Genomic DNA, 19,276 nt, shown 5'->3' with positions numbered 1-19,276 from the left:
AGTCGGCCCAGCTTGTGATACAGGAGGCGCCAACAGTGACACCTCGCGGGCCAGGTCGTTTGCAACGCTTGTCGCAGTGCAGGCCTCAGCGCGGCTCCGGAGGGCCTGCCCGTGGTCTTCGACAGCTGGCGCTCGCAGCAATGCTGGGGGCATTGGCCGTCACCGTCAGTGGATGCAGCTGGTCGGAAGCCCTGGGCATCGGTTGGCCGGAGGGCATTACCCCGGAGGCACACCTCAATCGAGAACTGTGGATCGGGGCGGTGATCGCCTCCCTGGCGGTTGGGGTAATCGTGTGGGGTCTCATCTTCTGGTCCGCGGTATTTCACCGGAAGAAGAACACCGACACTGAGTTGCCCCGCCAGTTCGGCTACAACATGCCGCTAGAGCTGGTTCTCACCGTCATACCGTTCCTCATCATCTCGGTGCTGTTTTATTTCACCGTCGTGGTGCAGGAGAAGATGCTGCAGATAGCCAAGGATCCCGAGGTCGTGATTGATATCACGTCTTTCCAGTGGAATTGGAAGTTTGGCTATCAAAGGGTGAACTTCAAAGACGGCACACTGACCTATGATGGTGCCGATCCGGAGCGCAAGCGCGCCATGGTTTCCAAGCCAGAGGGCAAGGACAAGTACGGCGAAGAGCTGGTCGGGCCGGTGCGCGGGCTCAACACCGAGGACCGGACCTACCTGAATTTCGACAAGGTCGAGACGTTGGGCACCAGCACCGAAATTCCGGTGCTGGTGCTGCCGTCCGGCAAGCGTATCGAATTCCAAATGGCCTCAGCCGATGTGATACACGCATTCTGGGTGCCGGAGTTCTTGTTCAAGCGTGACGTGATGCCTAACCCGGTGGCAAACAACTCGGTCAACGTCTTCCAGATCGAAGAAATCACCAAGACCGGAGCATTCGTGGGCCACTGCGCCGAGATGTGTGGCACGTATCACTCGATGATGAACTTCGAGGTCCGCGTCGTGACCCCCAACGATTTCAAGGCCTACCTGCAGCAACGCATCGACGGGAAGACAAACGCCGAGGCCCTGCGGGCGATCAACCAGCCGCCCCTTGCGGTGACCACCCACCCGTTTGATACTCGCCGCGGTGAATTGGCCCCGCAGCCCGTAGGTTAGGACGCTCATGCATATCGAAGCCCGACTGTTTGAGTTTGTCGCCGCGTTCTTCGTGGTGACGGCGGTGCTGTACGGCGTGTTGACCTCGATGTTCGCCACCGGTGGTGTCGAGTGGGCTGGCACCACTGCGCTGGCGCTTACCGGCGGCATGGCGTTGATCGTCGCCACCTTCTTCCGGTTTGTGGCCCGCCGGTTAGATTCCCGGCCCGAGGACTACGAAGGCGCTGAAATCAGCGACGGCGCAGGAGAACTTGGATTCTTCAGTCCGCATAGCTGGTGGCCGATCATGGTCGCGTTGTCCGGCTCGGTGGCAGCGGTCGGCATCGCGTTGTGGCTCCCGTGGCTGATCGCCGCCGGTGTGGCATTCATCCTCGCCTCGGCGGCCGGATTGGTCTTCGAATATTACGTCGGTCCTGAGAAGCACTGATCCGGCGCCGGGAAGGTCACAATCAGGGCATCAGTTGACCAGTAGCACGGTTGCCCAGACTTCTCGGTCCTGCCCGGTTGGGTAGGGTTTCCGTGGCACCAATGAAGAATGCGCCGAGCGCGCGGGCAAGGATGCAGGCGGAAAGCCACGCGTGTTGGTGAGGCAGTTGGACAGGGTAGGCAAACATGAGCGGGCCGAATCCCCCGGGACGGGAACCTGACGAACCCGAATCGGAACCCGTCAGCGACACGGGCGACGAACGGGCTTCCGGCAACCACTTGCCGCCCGTCGCCGGGGGCGGCGACAAACTGCCCAGTGACCAGACGGGCGAGACCGACGCATATTCTCGGGCATACTCTGCTCCGGAATCCGAGCACGTCACCGGCGGCCCGTATGTGCCAGCCGATCTCAGGCTCTATGACTACGACGACTATGAGGAGTCGTCCGACCTGGACGACGAACTGGCCGCTCCGCGCTGGCCGTGGGTGGTCGGTGTCGCCGCCATAATTGCCGCCGTTGCGCTCGTGGTTTCGGTGTCGTTGCTCGTCACGCGACCACATACCAGCAAACTCGCCACCGGCGACACTACGTCCTCTGCACCGCCCGTGCAGGACGAAATCACGACCACCAAGCCGGCGCCGCCACCGCCGCCACCAGCCCCACCGCCCACCACCGAGATCCCGACAGCGACGGAGACACAGACGGTCACTGTGACGCCGCCACCACCGCCCCCACCGGCGACAACCACGGCGCCGCCGCCGGCGACCACCACAACGGCGGCGGCACCGCCGCCCACGACCACCACGCCGACCGGTCCGCGGCAAGTCACCTATTCGGTGACCGGTACCAAGGCGCCGGGTGACATTATCTCGGTGACTTACGTCGATGCCGCCGGGCGCCGACGGACACAGCACAATGTGTACATCCCGTGGTCCATGACGGTCACCCCGATCTCGCAATCCGACGTTGGCTCGGTGGAGGCCTCCAGCCTTTTCCGGGTCAGCAAACTCAACTGCTCGATCACCACGAGCGACGGAACGGTGCTCTCATCGAACTCCAACGATGGACCGCAAACGAGCTGCTGATGGTGAGCAGATATTCCGCATACCGGCGTGGGCCGGATGTAATCTCGCCGGACGTCATCGATCGCATCCTGGTTGGGGCATGTGCCGCGGTGTGGCTGGTGTTCACCGGCGTGTCGGTGGCCGCCGCTGTCGCCCTGATGGACCTGGGTAGGGGCTTCCACGAGATGGCCGGAAACCCGCACACCACGTGGGTGCTGTACGCCGTAATTGTGGTCTCCGCACTGGTCATCGTGGGCGCGATACCGGTGCTGTTGCGAGCTCGCCGCATGGCTGAGGCCGAGCCCGCGACGAGGCCGACGGGTGCATCCGTGCGGGGCGGGCGATCGATCGGATCCGGGCATCCGGCGAAACGCGCTGTGGCCGAGTCGGCACCCGTACAGCACGCGGATGCATTCGAGGTGGCCGCCGAGTGGTCCAGTGAGGCGGTGGACCGGATCTGGTTGCGCGGGACAGTCGTGTTGACCAGTGCGATTGGCATTGCGTTGATTGCCGTGGCGGCGGCGACCTACCTCATGGCGGTCGGTCACGACGGGCCATCTTGGATCAGCTACGGGTTGGCCGGGGTGGTCACCGCGGGCATGCCGGTGATCGAGTGGCTATACGCTCGGCAGCTGCGCCGGGTGGTGGCGCCCCAGTCCAGTTAGCCGGGCTGTGCTTGATTTGCCCGGTTCCTTCCCGGGTCGTGCCGACCCGGGTCGTCGCCGGGCTAGTGCTCGCCGTCTGGCGAACCCATGATGCTGTCCTGGTGTTCGCGCAGTGCGGCAAGGGCACGTTGTTCGGCGGCGTGCCCTGCCTCGCGCAGCGCCGCATCCTCTGCCGCGGAGTCGGCGAACAGAAAACTGCCACTACCCGGCGATCCGGCCGAGCCCAGCTTGTTCATTCGCTTGGGCAGCGGCGCTCCCTGATACTGAAGCGGTATCGGGTGGCCATGCTCGTCGACCGGGCCGAGGGGCTGATGCAGCTCGATGTAGGCGCCATGGGGCAGCCGCTTGATGATGCCGGTCTCGACGCCGTGCTCGAGCACCGACCGATCGCTGCGCTGCAATCCGATACACCACCGATATGTGATGAAGTAGACGAACGGCGGCAGAATCACCATGCCGATGCGGCCAATCCACGTGGTTGCATTCAGCGAAATATGGAACTTCAACGCGATGATGTCGTTCATCGCCGCGAGAGTGAGCACCATATAGAAGGCGATCGCCATGGCGCCGATCGCGGTGCGCACCGGAACGTCCCGTGGCCGCTGCAACAGGTTGTGATGCGCGTAGTCGCCGGTAAACCGCTTCTCCAGGAATGGGTAGGCGGGTAGCAGGACGAAAACCAGGCCCATGATCACGGCGACCCAGACCGGGGCGGGAATGGTGTGATGCCAGAAGTAGAACTCCCACGGCGGCCAGATCCGGGCCAGACCCTCGGTCCACATCATGTAGAAGTCTGGCTGCGAGCCCGCCGACACCTGTGATGGCTTGTAGGGCCCCAGATTCCAGATCGGGTTGATCTGCAGCAGGCCGCCCATCAGGCCCAGAACACCGACGATAGCCGCGAAAAATGCGCCGGACTTGAACGCGAACACCGGCATCACCCGCACGCCGACGACGTTGTGCTCGGTGCGGCCCGGGCCGGGGAACTGGGTGTGCTTCTGGAACCACACCAACGCCAGATGCAGCCCGATCAGCGCCAAGATGATCCCCGGCAACAGTAAAATGTGCAGGGCGTAGAGCCTGGGGATCAAGATGGTGCCGGGGAAGTCACCGCCAAACAGCGCCCAGTGCAGCCAGGTCCCGATTACCGGCATACCCAGCGTGATCGACGAGAGTGCCGCGCGCAGACCGAGTCCCGACAGCAGGTCGTCAGGCAGTGAGTAGCCGAAATAGCCCTCGAACATCGCCAGGATCAACAACAGCGAACCGATCACCCAGTTGGTCTCGCGGGGCCGCCGGAACGCTCCGGTGAAAAAGATGCGTGCCAGGTGCACCATGATTGCCGCCGCGAACATCAAAGCGGCCCAGTGATGGATCTGGCGCACGAACAGGCCACCGCGCACCTCGAAGGAAATGTCCAGCGCGGACTGGTAGGCACGCGACATCTCGACGCCCCGCAGCGGTTGATAGACACCGTTGTAGGTGACGTCGACCATGGACGGATCGAAAAACAGCGTCAAATACACGCCGGTGATCAGCAGGACCACGAAGCTGTACAGAGCGATCTCGCCGAGCAAGAACGACCAGTGGGTCGGGAAGACCTTGTTGAGCTGACGACGCAGCGCCGCCGAGGGGTGATACCGGGTGTCGATGTCTTCGGCTTGGCGGGCCAGGACCTCACCAATGTTCGGCGGACTCAGTTTCGGACTCATGTTGTTGTTCGCTCCCAGAATGCTGGTCCGACGGGCTCGACAAAGTCACCGTTGGCGACCAGATACCCGTCCGTGTCGATCGTGATCGGCAGTTGCGCCAAGGCGCGGGCCGCTGGACCGAAGATCGGCTTAGCGAAATGCAATGCGTCGAACTGCGACTGGTGACAAGGGCACAGGATTCGGTAGCTCTGCTGCTCGTACAGCGATGACGGGCAACCCAAATGAGAGCAGACCTTGGTGAACGCGAAGAATTCGCCGAAGTTGAAACTCTCCTGGCCCTTGCGCTTGACCACGCGGCCCAGGTCACTGGGTTTGATCCGGATGAGCATCACCGGGTTACGGATACCCATCGCGATTTCCTGCAGCTTATGGTGTGATTCGACGGTGGTGCCGTCGCCGTCGGACTCCCGCCAGGGAAAAACGGTCTCCATTCCACCGGCGTCCATATCCTCCGGGCGCATTTTGATGAACGGTGGTCCGTCCTCCGTGCCGGTGGCGCGCGCCAGATAGATCGTCTCGCCCTGGTAGCGGGGGGTCCAACCCGACGTCCAGAGCACCGCCTTTTTGCCCTCGGCGGTGGGGACAACCGGCTTCCAGGGGTTCTTGATGAGGCCACCAGCAAACGCGACCAAGGTGCCTAGCCCGAACGCACCCATGCCCACGCCGAAGGACAGCCCGATCAGCTTGCGCCGTCGGATCGTCGAGCCCTCGAACGCGTCGGTCAGGTTCGCCACCACCGTCTTGCGGTCGATCTCCCGCGAAGCGCCATCGTGACGTTCCTGGATTGAAATCTCTTCGGGAATAAACCTTTTCTGATACAACACGGCGCCGATGGCGATCGACAGGATGGACAATCCGAAAGTCAGGCCGTAGAGCGGGGTAGTCAGCGAGTAGATGAAGTCGCTTTCGCCATCCGCCGCCTTGAACTCCCACGGCCAGAACAGGAAGATCAGCAACAGCGCCAGTCCGAACACGCCACCTAGCAAAAGCCACACCGCCACTGAACGCTCGGCGCGCTTCTCGGCTTTGGTGCCCTCGACCGGCCAGCGGGGCTCTTTGTAGGCGATCCGGACACCATCCAGCTTGCCGCCCAATGCGAGCAGCTCCTGGTTGGACATCGCGGCCAGCGCGGCTTCGTCCGGTTCACGGGGGACGGCGGTTGCCTTAGCCCCGTCTTTGGCCCCGTCTTGCGGGTTAGGTCCGGGCACTATGCGCCGCTCCTCCTCATCGCTTCGTCCCCCGCAAGTGGGTGGTACCCCCACTGCATCGTCGTCGGCGCGGCTCATGATCGCGCCCCAATCCACAGTGCCAGCCCGATCGCGGCGACCATTCCGATGATCCACATGGCCATGCCTTCGGGTGCGGGTCCGAATCCGCCGAGTAGGTAACCACCGGGCTGCCGCGCCTCGGTGGCGACCTTCACGTAGGCAATGATGTCCTTTTTCGCTTCGAAGGAGAGCTGGCGGTTGGAGAACTTCGGCATGTTCTGTGGACCCGTCAGCATCGCGGTGAGGATTTGCTGTTCATTGGCGGGCGCAAGGTCGGGTGCGTATTTGCCGGACGACAATGCTCCGCCCTTGCCGGTGAAGTTGTGACACGAGGCGCAGTTGAGCCGGAACAAGTCGCCGCCGCGGCCCAGGTCGTTGCCACGTAGCGACTGCGTTGCAATGCTGCCATCGGGGTTACGTACCACCGTCGGCCCACCGCCATTGGCTTGCACGTAGGCGCCGATCGCGTCGATCTGTGCTTCGTCGAAGATCGGATCTTTGCGCGGCGCCTGTGCCTCGCCGCGCATGGCCGGCATCCGGCCGGTCGACACCTGGAAGTAGACGGCGGCCTCGCCGACCCCGATCAGACTCGGCCCGTGGTCGGGCACGCCCTGCAGGTTGGCGCCATGGCAGGACACACACGAGGTGTCGAAAAGTTGTTTGCCGGTGCGCAGCAACGCCGAGGAGGATTCGTCGGCGACGGCCACCTGTGGGGTAGGGGTCAGCACAGCTGCCAATCCACCGGCGATGGTCAGCGCTATCAGCAGCAACACTCCGCCGGACAATCGGCGGCGCAGGCGCCGTCGCGTGCGACCACTCTTACTGCCACCGGATCGGGTGAACCCCAGTTTCGTCAACCGAGCACTCCTGTTCGTGGGATGTTCGTCGGACGCCGGCTCATCGGATGAAATAGATCACGGTGAATAGCGCGATCCACACGATGTCGACGAAATGCCAGTAGTAAGAGACGACGATGCTGGCTGTGGCCTGCGCCGGAGTAAATTTGCTCATCCCAGTGCGTACCAGCAGGAAGATGAAGGCGATGAGGCCGCCGGTGACGTGCAGTCCATGGAATCCGGTGGCCAGATAGAACACGCTGCCGTATGCGCTGCTGGGGATGCTCGTCCCGTGCGACATCAGGTTGCGATACTCGTAGGCCTGGCCCAGAACGAAGAACAGGCCCATCAGGAATGTGATCACATACCAGCGGCGCAGCCCGAAGATGTCGCCGCGTTCGGCCGCGAACACGCCCATCTGGCAGGTGAACGACGAGGCAATCAGGACCAGCGTGACCGGGACGGCCTGGTACAGATTCAGTTCTGTCGGTGGCGGCGGCCAATTCCCGCCGGCCTGAGCTCGTGCCGAGAAATAGAACGCGAACAGCCCAGCAAAGAACATTAATTCACTGGATAGCCACACTATGGTGCCGACACTGACCATGTTGGGCCGATTCAGCGAATGCACGCGCGATGTGATGGCAGTACCCGAGGTCCCAACAGCACTCGTCACATCCGCAAGTATGACGCTTTGTAGTTGTCGAACTCTACCCGGGTCGGAAATTTCGGTAAGTCAGTTCCGCGTGTCGCCCGGCCGTTTGGTTAGCGCAAGTCGTCGACGTGTTCAGGGCGCGGTTGGGGTTGGTTGATCCTCATGGGACCATCAGCGCGTGGCGCTGTCAGCTGAGGGTTCTTCGGGGGGATCTCGCGGGGGCTCGCCGAAAGCAGAAGCCGCATCGGTGCCGTCCTGGCCGCAGATTTTGGGGCGGTTGACCGACAACCGCGATCTGGCGCGGGGCCAGGCTGCCTGGGCCATGGACCAGATCATGACCGGCAATGCGCGGCCGGCGCAGATCGCCGCCTTCGCGGTGGCGATGACGATGAAGGCTCCGACCGCCGACGAAGTCGGTGAGCTCGCTGGCGTCATGCTCAGCCACGCGCATCCGTTGCCCGCCGATACGGTCCCCGACGACGCCGTCGACGTCGTCGGCACCGGTGGCGACGGAGTCAACACGGTGAACCTATCCACCATGGCGGCGATTGTGGTGGCGGCTGCGGGTGTGCCGGTGGTCAAGCACGGCAACCGAGCGGCGTCCTCGTTGTCCGGTGGCGCCGACACGCTGGAGGCGCTGGGGGTGCGCATCGACCTGGGACCCGACCTGGTCGCGCGCAGCCTCGCGGAGGTTGGGATCGGGTTCTGCTTCGCGCCGCGGTTCCATCCCTCCTACCGGCACGCGGCCGCGGTACGCCGCGAGATCGGTGTGCCCACCGTGTTCAATCTTCTCGGGCCGCTGACCAATCCGGCCCGGCCCCGGGCTGGACTGATCGGATGCGCGTTCGCCGACCTCGCCGAAGTGATGGCCGGGGTGTTTGCTGCGCGCCGGTCCAGTGTGCTGGTGGTACACGGCGACGATGGGCTGGACGAGTTGACCACCACCACCACGAGCACGATCTGGCGCGTTGCGGCGGGCAGCGTGGATAAGTTGACGTTTGATCCCGCCGGATTCGGGTTTGCGCGCGCCCAGCTTGACCAGCTGGCTGGAGGCGATGCGCAAGCCAACGCGGCCGCGGTGCGCGCGGTGTTGGGCGGTGCCAGGGGCCCGGTCCGGGACGCTGTGGTGCTCAACGCCGCCGGTGCGATCGTCGCCCACGCCGGATTATCCAGCCGTGCTGAATGGCTGCCGGCCTGGGAGGAGGGGTTGCGGCGGGCCAGTGCGGCAATCGACACCGGTGCGGCCGAACAGTTGCTCGCGCGATGGGTGCGGTTCGGTCGGCAGATCTGACTGCCAACCTCTGCTGAGCTGCTCGCCGGCCAACTGGGCCGAGCGCGCCGTTGCCGCCCACGCTGCCCACGGGCCGGCCGAGCGCACTGGGGAGGCCAACCCTGCGGCGTCGTTCGAGACCCCGACGATGCGCACTCCCGGCTCGGCCAGCCAGCGGGCGATGAGCGCGATCTCCTCCACCAGTGCCCCGCCGAGCGGTGCCGGCGTAGGCAGGATCGCCTGAGCGCCGCGGCGGATGGCGTCGACCACAGGCATCGGAGGAACCCCGCGCGGTGCCCTGCCGGCAGCGGCGAGTTGGCCGTGGCGAATGACGGCCAGTTGGTAGCCGCCCTCCCTGGGGCCGTCCGGCTTGGCGGCGATCAACTCGGGCAGCGCGGCCAGTGCTCGCAATCGTTGGCCATGCCACAACGCCTCGATGGCGGTGGCGAGGTGGTCACGCAGTCGGGCAGCGCTCTCATAGCGACGGCGCTCGGCGAGCTCAGTGACCTGTTGAACGGCCGCGGCCAGCGCGGCGTTGTCCAATCCGCCGATCAAGGCCGCCGCGCGCAGTACCGCCTCGGCGTATTGCGCGGCCGTGACGTCGCGGGCGGCCGGGCAGGCCGACACTTCCAGCTCGGGGCAGGCGGGTCCGTGCCGGGCGGAACGTGTCAGCCGAGTGGTGCAGGTTCGCAGTCCCGTGCAGCGTGCCAGCAGCGCTGCCGTCTCGGCGGCCTTGGAGCGGGATCGGAACGGGCCGACGACGCGGTCGTGTCGCGGGGCCCGGATGACCGACAGGCGTGGAAATGCTTCATCGGTGAGCGCCACCCACCACCACCGGTATGGGAACTTCGACCTGCGGTTATACGGCGGGGCATGCGTCGACAGCATCCGCAGCTCACGGACACCGGCCTCCAGGGGGTGCGCGCATTCGACATGATCGATCGAGCTGGCCAGCATGACCATCTCCGTCATCCGCTTGCGGCGGTCGGTGCCGTTGAAGTACTGGCTTACCCGGCGGCGCAAGTCCGCCGCGGTGCCGACATAGAGCACCTCGCCCGACGGTCCGCGGAACAGGTACACCCCCGGCCGGTGCGGCAGTGTTTCCGCCAGTACCCGTTTGCAGCGCTGCGCCTGGGTCACGTTGGGCAGATACGAGCGCAGCTCGGCATAGGTGTGCACGCCCTGGTTGCCCACTCGCTCGATGAGTGCGTGCAGCACGTCGACGGTGGCGCGAGCGTCGTCGAGGGCGCGGTGGGTGGGGTTGCTGGCGACGGCGAACAGCCGCGCTAGCGCGGCCAGACGCACGCTAGGGGCTTCGTCTCGGCTCAGCACCCGCCGGGCCAGCCGCATCGTGCACAACACCTGTGGTTGGGGCCAGGTGATATCGCACCGCCTCGCGGCGGCGCGCAGGAATCCGATATCGAACCCAGCGTTGTGGGCCACGAGCACCGAGTCGCCGGCGAACTCGAAGAACATCGGCAGGACGGCGTCGATCGTCGGGGCATTACCCACCATCGCCGTAGTGATACCGGTGAGCCGCACGATCTGGGGCGGAATGCTGTGTTGCGGGTTTACCAGGGTGGCGAATTCACCGAGCACCGCGCCGCCGCATACCTTGACCGCCCCGATTTCGGTGATCGCGTCCGGCGGTGTTGCGTCGTTACCCGTCGTGCGCCCACCTGTGGTTTCCAGGTCGACCACGACGAAGGTGGTCTCGCGCAGGGACATCTCGTCGGCTGGGGTCCAGGCTGCCCCCTGGGCGTGTGCCAGGTCGGCGAAACTCAGCTGAGTCCCACCGGTTGCACCCATGGCCGCGACGTTAGGCCCCTGCACTGACACGCAAACGCTCCCTACGCCGAGCGCGCACGCGGCGGCAACGGATGTCGGTGCTCGCGATTAGCGTTCGGACGACCTCATGAGCCAAGCCGAGAGGAACGACCCCATGGCACGCAGCGGACCAGACACTAGCGGCGGCACAGCCCCCGGGCCGGGGGCGCCGGTGGTAATCGACTGTGACGATTGCGCGGCGCGCGGATCTGGATGCCGCGACTGTGTGGTCAGCGTGCTCATCGGGGTACCGGAAAGCCTGTCGCATGACGAGCGTGCTGCGTTGGAAGTGCTCGCCGATGTCGGATTGGCCCCTCGGTTGCGCCTGGTGCCGGTCCGCCGCCAGCGCGGATCCGGTGTCGCGTAAGGTCGTTGCGTGTCGATGCCCCTGGAGCCCTATAGCAGAAGTACGATCGTCCACAGCGAAATGGTAGAAATCTATCCATTTTCTTAACTTCCCCTTTTGGACAATTCCGAGATCGTTTCGTAACCTGTTTGAGACCTAAACCAGCTCGACGTCATCCGTCGATGGCCCGTTTAAGGAAGCAAATTTTGAGGCTCGACCAGAGGTGGTTGATCGCGCGTGTAATCATGCGGTCCGCCATAGGTTTCTTTGCGAGCTTCACCGTCTCCTCCGGCGTCCTGGCCGCGAATGTGCTGGCTGATCCGGCCGACGACGCGCTGGCCAAGCTCAACGAGTTATCCCGGCAGGCCGAGCAGACCACCGAGGCGCTGCACAGTGCGCAGCTGGATCTCAACGAAAAGCTCGCTGCCCAGCGGGCCGCCGACCAGAAGCTTGCGGACAACAGAACGGCCTTGGATGCTGCGAGAGCACGCTTGGCGACTTTTCAGACGGCGGTGAACAAGGTCGCGGCCGCTACCTACATGGGTGGTCGTACCCACGGCATGGATGCGATCCTGACGGCGGAGTCCCCGCAACTGTTGATCGATCGGCTATCGGTACAGCGGGTGATGGCGCATCAAATGTCCACGCAGATGGCCCGTTTCAAGGCCGCTGGAGAACAGGCCGTCAAGGCCGAGCAGGCTGCAGCCAAATCGGCGGCCGATGCCAGGTCCGCGGCCGAGCAAGCTGCCGCGGTACGAGCGAATCTGCAGCACAAACAGAGCCAGCTGCAGGTGCAGATTGCCGTCGTCAAGTCGCAATACGTCGCGTTGACGCCGGAGGAGCGCACGGCCCTCGCTGATCCAGGACCGGTCCCGGCGGTTGCTGCGATCGCCCCCGGGGCCCCACCTGCGGCGTTGCCGCCCGGTGCGCCGCCTGGCGACGGCCCGGCGCCTGGCGTGGCGCCGCCGCCTGGTGGGATGCCCGGATTGCCTTTCGTGCAGCCCGACGGCGCTGGCGGCGACCGTACGGCCGTTGTCCAAGCGGCGTTGACGCAGGTCGGCGCGCCCTACGCGTGGGGTGGTGCCGCGCCCGGCGGGTTCGACTGCTCAGGCTTGGTGATGTGGGCGTTCCAGCAGGCTGGTATCGCGTTACCGCACTCCAGCCAGGCGCTGGCTCACGGTGGTCAGCCGGTCGCGTTGTCGGATCTGCAGCCCGGCGACGTGTTGACCTTCTATTCCGACGCGTCACACGCAGGCATCTACATCGGTGATGGTCTTATGGTTCATTCCTCCACCTACGGTGTTCCGGTGCGGGTGGTGCCGATGGACTCGTCGGGGCCGATCTACGACGCCCGCCGTTACTGACCGGCTCGTCGCGCGGCGGCTTTGCCCTCGGATCTTGCTGGCCTGTCTGTTTGTTGCGGAGCTGATTGGCGCGGCGGCCCTGTCTGGTAATCCGGTGCGCGATGGACCTGCAGCACCGGCACAGGTGGTCGCGCCAGCCGATGGGTTTGTCGCGCTGCGGGTCGCCGACGACCGCACGGTGCGGCTGGCTGCTCAGCCTTGGTGGCGCGGCCACCGACCGCTTGCTGTCGCGCATCGCGGCGGGCATCGACGCCGCGGTCGACGAGGTGGTGGCATTCTGGGGCACCGATTGGTCGCACGACATCTTTGTGGTTGCCGCCGGTAGCGACGAGCAGTTTCATGCCGCCGCAGGCGGGGGTTTGGCGTCGCAATGGGCGGACATCGCCGCGATCACGGTGGTCGACCGTGTCGATCCTGCTCGTCGCACGGTGGTCGGCCAACGGATTGTGTTCGCGCCGGGCGCGGCACACATGAGCCCAGCGGCGCTACGAATAGTGTTGGGCCACGAGCTTTTTCACTATGCGGCCCGGGCCGACACGGCCCTGGATGCACCTCGATGGCTGGCCGAGGGGGTGGCCGATTTCGTTGCCAGGCCCAAGACCCCGCCGCCCGCGGATGCGGTGTCTGTGGCGCTGTCGTTACCGTCGGACACCGACCTGGACACTCCGGGGCCACAGCGCTCGCTGGCATATGACCGCGCGTGGTGGTTCGCTCGGTTCGTCGCGGCCGCCTACGGTACCGCCAAGCTGCGTGAGCTTTATCTGGCCACTTGTGGTGTCGGACACTTCGACCTGGCTACCGCCGCCCACGACGTCCTCGGCATTGACGCCGCTGGCCTGCTCGCGCGCTGGCAGCGGTGGCTAATGGGCTAGCTTCCGCCGCGAGCAGACGCAAAATCACCCGGAAACCGGCGATTTTGGGCGACTTTGCGTCTGCTCACGCAAGGTGGACCCGCTAGCCTGACCCAGGTGAGCCGGGTCCTGTTGGTAACTAACGACTTTCCACCCCGACGCGGGGGCATCCAGTCCTATCTGGGGCAGTTCGTCGGTCGGCTGGTCGGCTCCCGAGCGCATGCGATGACAGTGTATGCACCGCAGTGGAAAGGCGCCGACGCCTTCGACGACGCAGCCCGTGCTGCCGGTTACCGGGTGGTGCGCCATCCCAGCACGGTGATGCTGCCGGGTCCAACGGTCGATGTCCGGATGCGCCGGCTGATCGCCGAGCACGACATCGAAACCGTCTGGTTCGGTGCGGCCGCACCGCTGGCCCTGCTGGCCCCGCGTGCCCGGCTGGCTGGAGCTAGCCGGGTGTTGGCCAGCACGCACGGCCACGAAGTGGGCTGGTCGATGCTTCCGGTCGCTCGATCGGTGCTACGCCGCATCGGCGACGGCACCGACGTGGTGACTTTCGTCAGCAGCTACACGCGGTCCCGGTTTGCTTCTGCGTTCGGGCCCGCGGCTTCGTTGGAATACCTACCGCCGGGAGTGGACACCGACCGGTTCCGCCCCGATCCGGCCGCACGCGCCGAGTTGCGGAAGCGCTATCGGCTAGGCGAGCGGCCCACGGTAGTGTGTCTGTCGCGGTTGGTGCCGCGCAAAGGCCAGGACACCCTGGTCACGGCGCTCCCGTCGATCCGGCGTCGCGTTGATGGAGCCGCGTTGGTGATTGTCGGCGGCGGTCCATATCTAGAGACGTTGCGCAAGCTGGCTCACGACTGTGGGGTGGCCGACCACGTGACGTTCACCGGCGGCGTGGCAACCGACGAACTTCCCGCCCACCACGCACTGGCCGACGTGTTCGCCATGCCATGCCGCACCCGCGGCGCCGGGATGGACGTCGAGGGCTTGGGCATCGTGTTCCTCGAAGCCTCCGCCGCCGGCGTGCCGGTAATCGCCGGCAATTCTGGCGGAGCGCCGGAAACGGTGCAGCACAACAAGACTGGGCTAGTGGTCGACGGTAGGTCGGTGGACCGGGTGGCCGACGCCGTGGCCGAGTTGCTGATCGATCGGGATCGGGCCGTCGCGATGGGCGCCGCCGGCCGAGAATGGGTCACGGCGCAGTGGCGTTGGGACATGCTGGCCGCCAAGCTAGCAGATTTTCTGCGCGGCGACGATGCGGCCCGTTGAGCGGGCCGGGGAGGAGCCGGGCACAGTCGGCTATTCCTTGTTGTAGATCGCCTCGATATCGGAAGCGAACTTCTCGGCCACCACCTTGCGTTTGACCTTCATTGTCGGGGTCAGCTCGCCGGTGTCCTCGGTGAAGTCGACGGGCAGTATTCGGAACTTGCGGATCGACTCGGCATGTGACACCGCAAGATTGGCCTGTTTGACGGCCGCGTCGATCTCGGCAATCAGATCGGGGTCGGTGGCCAAATCGCCCACCGACGCGCCAGCTGTCTTGCTGTTGCGTTGCTTCCAGCCCTCGAATGCCTCAGGGTCGATGGTGATTAACGCGCCGATGAAGGGCTTGGCGTCCCCAACCACCACCGCCTGGCTGATCAGTGGGTGGGCCCGCAGCTGGTCTTCCAGCACAGCGGGGGCGACATTTTTACCGCCCGCGGTGACGATAATTTCTTTCTTGCGGCCGGTGATCGTCAAGAACCCGTCTTCGTCCACCGCACCGAGATCACCGGTCTTGAACCAGCCGTCGGTGAATGCCTCGGTGGTAGCCTGCTCGTTGCGCCAGTAGCCGCTGAATACCACGCCACCGCGCACCAGCAGCTCGCCATCGTCGGCGATGCGTAGACTGTTGCCGGGCACCGGCTTTCCGACAGTTCCGATCTTTAGATCATTGAACTGGCTGATGGCGACGCCCCCACTGGTCTCGCTCAGGCCGTATCCCTCGTAGATGGTGAGACCGGCGCCGCGATAGAAGTGACCAAGCCGCGCACCCAGCGGCGCGCCGCCGGAGACGGCGGCGCGGCAGTTGCCACCCAGTGCCGCACGCAGCTTGCGGTAGACCAGCCGGTCGAACACCGCGTGCTTGGCGCGCAGTAGCAGCCCCGGTCCGCCGCGGTCGCAAGCTTCGCTCCAGTCGACCGCGGTCTGCGCGGCGATCGCGAAGATTCGCCCTTTGCCGGCGTTGGCGGCGTTCTGCTCGGCGGTGTTGTACACCTTCTCGAACACCCTCGGCACCGACACCACCACCGTCGGCTTGAACACCGCCAACATCGGCAGCAGATTCTTGATGTCGCTGGTGAATCCCACGGTGACTTTGGAGTGGAAGGCGGCCATACTGATCGCGCGCGCCAGCACATGAGCTAGCGGCAGGAAAACCAGCAGCCGCTCACCCTTGCGCAGCAGCGTCGGGTGATATGCCCTGGCGCCCTTAATCTCGTGAACCAGGTTGGATTGGGTCAACTGGCAGCCCTTGGGTCGTCCGGTGGTGCCCGAGGTGTAGATAAGCGTCGCCGGGTCCGTCGACCGTAGTGCGGCGAGGCGGGCGGTTAGCTCGGCCGGGTCGACCGAGGCGCCCGCCTCCGTGAGCCGATCGAGCGCGTTGGGACCCGAACCGGCGATCTGCAGTACCTCCCGCAGGGCGGGCACGCTGCCGGAGAGTTCGGCGACCATTGTCGCGTGTGAGTCGGTTTCGGCGAACAACACCACCGCTTCGGAGTCTTGTAAAACCCAGCGCACCTGCTCCGCTGACGAGGTCTCGTAGATCGGTACGGTGACCGCACCCACAGCCAGAATCGCGAAATCGAGGATCGCCCACTCGTAGCGGGTGGCAGAGAAGATGACTACCCGATCGCCGGCCTGCACCCCCAGTGAAATCAAACCGAGAGCCGCGGCACGAATCTGGTTGGCTGCCTCCGCACACGTGACATCGGTTCAGACGCCGTCGATCAGGCGTTGATAGATGACGTAGTCGGGATCGTCACGTTCATGCTCGAACACCATGGCCGCGACGTTGTCGTGCTCGCCGACAGTGAATGGGGCGGGGACGCTAATCTCACGCACGATCAACACCTCACTTGACCTGTTGCCGTCTTCCGGGTCCGGTTTGCTGTCGTCAAGCCTAGAGGGGTTGATGCCGGTGCGGAATAGACCGATATCGCGTGTCCGTTGGTTGGTGCCCTTCGGGGTCCGGCTTGCCCACGGCCTCGGGTATGTGAAGCTGAGGCGATGAACAGCATCCAGATCGCTGACGAGACCTATGTCGCAGCCGACGCCGCGCGGGTTTCAGCCGCGGTCGCGGATCGATGCAGCTGGCGTCGGTGGTGGCCTGACCTACGGCTACAGGTCACCGAGGATCGTGCCGACAAGGGAATCAGGTGGACGGTTACCGGCGCCCTGACCGGCACCATGGAGATCTGGCTGGAACCGTCGATGGATGGGGTGCTACTGCACTATTTCCTGCACGCCGAACCGACCGGGGTAGCAGCCTGGCAGCTGGCCCGGATGAACCTGGCCAGAATGACGCACCACCGACGGGTCGCGGGCAAAAAAATGGCCTTCGAGGTCAAGACAGTGCTAGAACGGTCACGCCCCATCGGGGTTTCTCCGGTAACTTAACCGGGTCAAGGTTGGCACGAGGGAGTACCGTTTCTCCCCGGGAGATCGGGAGCTCCCGCAGATGACCGGGGCCGACCCGCTTGCGGGGAAAGGGAAGTAGCCAGGTGGCGGACAAGACGACACAGACGATTTACATCGACGCGGATCCAGGCGAGGTGATGAAGGCGATCGCCGACATCGAAGCCTACCCGCAATGGATTTCGGAGTATAAGGAAGTCGAGATCCTAGAGGCCGACGACGAGGGCTACCCGAAACGAGCGCGAATGTTGATGGACGCAGCCATCTTCAAAGACACCTTGATCATGTCCTACGAGTGGCCGGAAGACCGCCAATCGCTTAGCTGGACTCTCGAATCCAGCTCGCTGCTAAAGTCCCTCGAAGGCACGTATCGCTTGGCGCCCAAGGGTTCTGGCACTGAGGTCACCTACGAGCTTGCCGTCGACCTTGCTGTCCCCATGATCGGGATGCTCAAGCGTAAGGCGGAACGCAGGTTGATAGACGGCGCGTTGAAGGATCTGAAGAAACGAGTCGAGGGCTGAGTGATTCCGGTACGCCGGCTCAGGCCCGGATCAGTCTCTTTGTCGGCAAGGGCGGGGTAGGAAAGTCCACTCTGGCGTCCGCCACCGCGGTATGTGATGCCGGGGCCGGCCAGCGAGTGTTGGTGGTATCCACCGACCAGGCGCACTCGCTGGGCGACGTGCTGGGCATCGCGGTCCCGCCTACCGGTCAGGGCGATCCTGTTCGCGTGCTCGCCTACGACCCCGAAGCCGGGGGCGGATTTCTCGACGCGCTGGCGCTGGATACCCTGGCCCTGCTCGAGGGCCGGTGGTTGCACGTGGTCGAGACCCTGGACCGCAGATTTCCGGGCTCCGAGTTGAGCAGCATTGCGCCCGAAGAACTCTGCGCGCTGCCCGGGATCCAGGAGGTGCTGGGGCTGCACGCCGTCGGCGAGCTTGCGGCAGCCCGACGATGGGATCGGATTGTGGTCGACTGCGCCTCGACGGCGGACGCCTTGCGGATGTTGACGCTACCCGCCACCTTCGGGCTGTACGTCGAACGTGCCTGGCCGCGGCATCGCAGGTTGTCCATCGGCGCCGACGACGGCAGGTCAGCCGTGCTGGCGGAACTGCTGGAGCGCATCCGCGCCAGCGTCGAGCGGCTAAGCACATTGCTGACCGACGGTGCCCTGGTCAGTGCCCACCTGGTGCTGACTCCGGAGCGGGTGGTCGCCGCTGAGGCGGTCCGGACGCTGGGGTCGTTGGCGCTCATGGGGGTCCGGGTCGAAGAGCTGCTCGTCAATCAGCTTCTGGTGCAAGACGAGAACTATGAGTATCGCAGTCTGCCCGACCATCCGGCTTTCCACTGGTATGCCGAACGCATCGGTGAGCAGCGTGCCGTCCTCGACGACCTCGATGCCACCATCGGTGACGTGGCACTGGTGCTGGTGCCGCACTTGGCCGGCGAACCGATCGGCCCCAAGGCCCTGGGCGGGTTGCTCGATAGTGCCCGTCGTCGCCAAGGAAGCGCGCCGCCAGGCCCGCTACAGCCTATTGTGGACCTGGAATCCGGGTCGGGATTGGCGTCGATATACCGACTGCGGCTAGCGTTGCCCCAGCTCGATCCCGGGACGCTGACGTTGGGCCGGGCCGACGACGACTTGATCGTCAGTGCTGGGGGGATGCGGCGCCGAGTTCGGTTGGCGTCCGTATTGCGGAGGTGCACGGTGCTGGACGCGCATCTGCGGGGTGGTGAGTTAACAGTTCGTTTCCGACCAAATCCGGAGGTGTGGCCGACGTGAGCGGGGCCCATACCGACGTTCGTCCCGAGCTGCGCAAGCTGGCGCAGGCAATCCTCGATGGGATCGACCCCGCGGTGCGGGTGGCGGCGGCGATGGCTTCGGGTGGAGGTCCCGGGACCGGCAAGTGCCAGCAAGTGTGGTGTCCGTTGTGCGCGTTGGCAGCGTTGGTAACCGGCGAGCAGCATCCGCTGCTGACGGTCATCGCGGATCACAGTCTGGCTCTGCTGGAGGTGATCCGCGCCATAGTCGACGACATTGACCGGTCGGCGAAACCGCCACCCGAAGGCCCGCCGGGCGGCGGCCAGACCGGTGCGTCAGGCGGCGAGAATACCAACGGCGAGGGCAGCATGAAATCCCACTACCAGGCCATCCCGGTTACCATCGAGGAGTGAGCCGCTGCCCGCGC

16 protein-coding genes and 4 pseudogenes are annotated in these 19,276 nt (G+C 65.0%); 13 read left to right on the top strand and 7 right to left on the bottom strand.

Annotated features, from left to right (window positions below):
* Nucleotides 1-35 precede the first annotated feature (35 nt).
* The 4 genes from ctaC to FF952_RS11625 all read left to right on the top strand — a co-directional run bounded on the left by ctaC (nt 36) and on the right by FF952_RS11625 (nt 3,283).
* Complete coding sequence (gene ctaC, locus FF952_RS11640; RefSeq protein WP_003899214.1) at nt 36-1,127, top strand: aa3-type cytochrome oxidase subunit II; 1,092 nt, start codon at nt 36-38, stop codon at nt 1,125-1,127.
* A 7-nt stretch (nt 1,128-1,134) separates the two neighbouring features.
* Nucleotides 1,135-1,554, top strand: a complete 420-nt coding sequence (locus tag FF952_RS11635) for a cytochrome c oxidase subunit 4 (protein WP_003411408.1) — start codon at nt 1,135-1,137, stop codon at nt 1,552-1,554.
* A 185-nt stretch (nt 1,555-1,739) separates the two neighbouring features.
* Nucleotides 1,740-2,639: an MmpS family transport accessory protein gene (locus FF952_RS11630; RefSeq protein WP_003411405.1), complete on the top strand. Its 900-nt coding sequence runs from the start codon at nt 1,740-1,742 to the stop codon at nt 2,637-2,639.
* Nucleotides 2,639-3,283, top strand: a complete 645-nt coding sequence (locus tag FF952_RS11625; RefSeq protein ID WP_003899213.1) for a DUF2561 family protein — start codon at nt 2,639-2,641, stop codon at nt 3,281-3,283. The genes FF952_RS11630 and FF952_RS11625 overlap by 1 nt, the downstream gene beginning before the upstream one ends.
* A gap of 62 nt (nt 3,284-3,345) precedes the next feature.
* On the opposite strand, the gene qcrB is transcribed toward FF952_RS11625, so the two are convergent.
* The 5 genes and pseudogenes from qcrB to ctaE form a co-directional block, all read right to left on the bottom strand.
* Nucleotides 3,346-4,995, bottom strand: coding sequence for a cytochrome bc1 complex cytochrome b subunit (gene qcrB, locus FF952_RS11620; RefSeq protein ID WP_003899212.1), 1,650 nt, complete (start codon nt 4,993-4,995; stop codon nt 3,346-3,348).
* Complete coding sequence (qcrA, locus tag FF952_RS11615; RefSeq protein ID WP_501591868.1) at nt 4,992-6,206, bottom strand: cytochrome bc1 complex Rieske iron-sulfur subunit; 1,215 nt, start codon at nt 6,204-6,206, stop codon at nt 4,992-4,994. Before qcrA ends, qcrB begins: the two co-directional genes overlap by 4 nt.
* Nucleotides 6,204-6,275: pseudogene (locus FF952_RS20800) on the bottom strand (16S rRNA (guanine(966)-N(2))-methyltransferase RsmD); the annotation flags it as partial. The gene qcrA and the pseudogene FF952_RS20800, both read right to left, overlap by 3 nt.
* A gap of 2 nt (nt 6,276-6,277) precedes the next feature.
* Nucleotides 6,278-7,120 (bottom strand): cytochrome bc1 complex diheme cytochrome c subunit, encoded by an 843-nt coding sequence (qcrC, locus tag FF952_RS11610; protein WP_003411392.1) that lies wholly within the window; start codon nt 7,118-7,120, stop codon nt 6,278-6,280.
* Between the two features lie 40 nt (nt 7,121-7,160).
* A complete protein-coding gene (ctaE, locus tag FF952_RS11605) occupies nt 7,161-7,772 on the bottom strand; it encodes an aa3-type cytochrome oxidase subunit III (RefSeq protein WP_003411389.1) in 612 nt (203 codons plus the stop codon).
* Between the two features lie 157 nt (nt 7,773-7,929).
* On the opposite strand from ctaE, the gene trpD reads away from it, so the two are divergent.
* Nucleotides 7,930-9,042 (top strand): anthranilate phosphoribosyltransferase, encoded by a 1,113-nt coding sequence (gene trpD, locus FF952_RS11600; RefSeq protein WP_003411387.1) that lies wholly within the window; start codon nt 7,930-7,932, stop codon nt 9,040-9,042.
* Here trpD and FF952_RS11595 read toward each other — a convergent pair.
* Nucleotides 8,980-10,830: pseudogene (locus FF952_RS11595) on the bottom strand (DEDD exonuclease domain-containing protein); the annotation flags it as partial. The gene trpD and the pseudogene FF952_RS11595 overlap by 63 nt on opposite strands.
* Nucleotides 10,831-10,936: 106 nt before the next feature.
* Between FF952_RS11595 and FF952_RS11590 the strand changes: the two are divergent.
* The 4 genes and pseudogenes from FF952_RS11590 to pimB all read left to right on the top strand — a co-directional run bounded on the left by FF952_RS11590 (nt 10,937) and on the right by pimB (nt 14,684).
* Entirely contained in the window at nt 10,937-11,215 is a 279-nt protein-coding gene (locus FF952_RS11590; protein WP_003908818.1) for a hypothetical protein, read from the top strand.
* A gap of 185 nt (nt 11,216-11,400) precedes the next feature.
* Nucleotides 11,401-12,558 carry a peptidoglycan hydrolase RipC gene (ripC, locus tag FF952_RS11585; protein ID WP_003411373.1) on the top strand — a complete coding sequence of 386 codons (1,158 nt, stop codon included), beginning with the start codon at nt 11,401-11,403 and terminating at the stop codon, nt 12,556-12,558.
* A 94-nt stretch (nt 12,559-12,652) separates the two neighbouring features.
* Nucleotides 12,653-13,430, top strand: a pseudogene (locus FF952_RS11580) (hypothetical protein).
* Between the two features lie 96 nt (nt 13,431-13,526).
* A complete protein-coding gene (pimB, locus tag FF952_RS11575) occupies nt 13,527-14,684 on the top strand; it encodes a GDP-mannose-dependent alpha-(1-6)-phosphatidylinositol monomannoside mannosyltransferase (protein ID WP_003903788.1) in 1,158 nt (385 codons plus the stop codon).
* Between the two features lie 30 nt (nt 14,685-14,714).
* Here the strand turns inward: pimB and FF952_RS11570 are convergent.
* Nucleotides 14,715-16,517: pseudogene (locus tag FF952_RS11570) on the bottom strand (AMP-dependent synthetase/ligase).
* A gap of 165 nt (nt 16,518-16,682) precedes the next feature.
* Here FF952_RS11570 and FF952_RS11565 point away from each other — a divergent pair.
* The 4 genes from FF952_RS11565 to FF952_RS11550 all read left to right on the top strand — a co-directional run bounded on the left by FF952_RS11565 (nt 16,683) and on the right by FF952_RS11550 (nt 19,262).
* On the top strand, nt 16,683-17,072 hold the full coding sequence (locus FF952_RS11565) for a hypothetical protein (RefSeq protein ID WP_003411357.1): 390 nt from the start codon (nt 16,683-16,685) through the stop codon (nt 17,070-17,072).
* A 104-nt stretch (nt 17,073-17,176) separates the two neighbouring features.
* Complete coding sequence (locus FF952_RS11560) at nt 17,177-17,611, top strand: SRPBCC family protein (protein ID WP_003411354.1); 435 nt, start codon at nt 17,177-17,179, stop codon at nt 17,609-17,611.
* Nucleotides 17,608-18,870 carry an ArsA family ATPase gene (locus FF952_RS11555; protein ID WP_003914048.1) on the top strand — a complete coding sequence of 421 codons (1,263 nt, stop codon included), beginning with the start codon at nt 17,608-17,610 and terminating at the stop codon, nt 18,868-18,870. The genes FF952_RS11560 and FF952_RS11555 overlap by 4 nt, the downstream gene beginning before the upstream one ends.
* Entirely contained in the window at nt 18,867-19,262 is a 396-nt protein-coding gene (locus FF952_RS11550) for a DEAD/DEAH box helicase family protein (RefSeq protein WP_003411344.1), read from the top strand. The genes FF952_RS11555 and FF952_RS11550 overlap by 4 nt, the downstream gene beginning before the upstream one ends.
* The last annotated feature ends 14 nt before the right edge of the window (nt 19,263-19,276 follow it).

It is taken from the genome of Mycobacterium tuberculosis complex sp. N0072, assembly GCF_030323725.1.
GTDB lineage: Bacteria > Actinomycetota > Actinomycetes > Mycobacteriales > Mycobacteriaceae > Mycobacterium > Mycobacterium tuberculosis.
This window is presented reverse-complemented; position numbering and strand designations above follow the sequence as displayed.